This is a genomic window from Clostridium sp. ZBS15, assembly GCF_023845705.1.
Lineage (GTDB): Bacteria > Bacillota > Clostridia > Clostridiales > Clostridiaceae > Clostridium > Clostridium aquiflavi.
On sequence record NZ_JAMQHY010000066.1, the window covers coordinates 1 to 1,465 of the forward strand.

Annotated in this window: 1 protein-coding gene; it reads left to right on the forward strand. The window is 31.1% G+C overall.

Annotated features, from left to right (window positions below):
• The first annotated feature begins 95 nt into the window (after positions 1-95).
• Positions 96-1,427, forward strand: coding sequence for an IS3 family transposase (locus NG904_RS15930; protein ID WP_252232645.1), 1,332 nt, complete (start codon positions 96-98; stop codon positions 1,425-1,427).
• Positions 1,428-1,465 lie beyond the last annotated feature (38 nt).

The window sequence follows — 1,465 nt, forward strand, 5'->3', positions numbered from 1 at the left end:
TAAAATGGTACCTATGAACAGGACACTTTGAAAAAAAGTGTTTCGTTTATAGGTACTTTTTTATGTATAATATTAATATCTTGGAGGAATTTAGTATGAGTAAAATAACTTTTAACAAAGAAGCTATTGAAGCTTTTAAAAAAAATGCATATGTGCTTAAAGCAAGTGAAAAATCTATAACTTACTCTGACGAGTTTAAACGATTATTTATAGAGGAATATCTTATTGGAAAAACTCCTAGAGTAATTTTTGAGGAAGCTGGATTTGATGTAACTGTGCTTGGTGCCAAAAGGTACGAGCAAGCGGCAGCCAGGTGGATAAGAGCTTATAATAATGATGGCATTGTAGGATTAAGGGATACGAGAAAAGAAAACACTGGAAGACCTACTGATAAAGAAGTCACTAAAGATGATATTATTTTAAAACAAGAAGCCAAAATTAAGTTATTAGAGGAGCAAGTAGAACTGTTAAAAAAATTAGACGTGACAGAAAGGAGGCTGGTAAACAACAGCGTAAATCTAAAAGGCAAAGAAATATTTAAGTTGATAAATGAGACCATAATTAATAACGGCTTTAAAAATATGGTCTCAGAATTTTGCCAACTTTTAAATGTTTCACGCTCGGGATATTATAATTATTTAAGCACACTAGATAATCAAATTTTAATGGAAGATAAAGATTTAGAAGCTAGAGATAATATTATGAAAGCTTATAATTATAGGGGGTATAACAAAGGTTCTCGTTCAATTAAGATGATTTTACAAGGTGAATTTTCTATAATTTATAGTAGAAAGAAAATTCAACGTATTATGAGAAAATATGATATTAAATGTCCTATAAGAAAAGCTAATCCGTACCGCCGAATGGCTAAAGCTACAAAGGAACATAGAGTAGTGCCAAACTTATTAGAGCGTAATTTCAAGCAAGGAATACCTGGTAAAGTACTATTAACAGATATAACATATTTACCATATGGAAATAAGCATATGGCTTATTTGTCGACTGTTAAAGATGGTAGTAGTAACGATATACTTGCATATACTGTCTCTGATTCTATAAAGCTTGATATTGCAACTGATACAATAGACAAGCTATTATCCAAACATAAGGATACACTTCATAAAGATGCCTTTATTCATTCAGATCAAGGTGTTCACTATACAAGCCCTAAATTTCAAAAGTTACTTAAAGATAACAACTTAAGTCAATCAATGTCTCGACGTGGAAACTGTTGGGATAATGCGCCACAAGAATCTTTCTTCGGCCATATGAAGGATGAAATTGATTTTAGCAAGTGTCACACTCTTAGTGATGTAATTGATTCTATTGATGACTATATTGACTATTACAATAATTATAGATATCAATGGAACTTAAAAAAGATGACTCCTATCCAATATAGAAATCATCTTTTACTAGCTTCATAACCTTTTTTTACTCTGTCCTTGACATAGGGTCCACTTTA

Bases quoted from the DNA above. Each gene is read 5' to 3' on its own strand.
- NG904_RS15930 (WP_252232645.1), top strand. From the start codon at position 96: ATGAGTAAAATAACTTTTAACAAAGAAGCTATTGAAGCTTTTAAAAAA.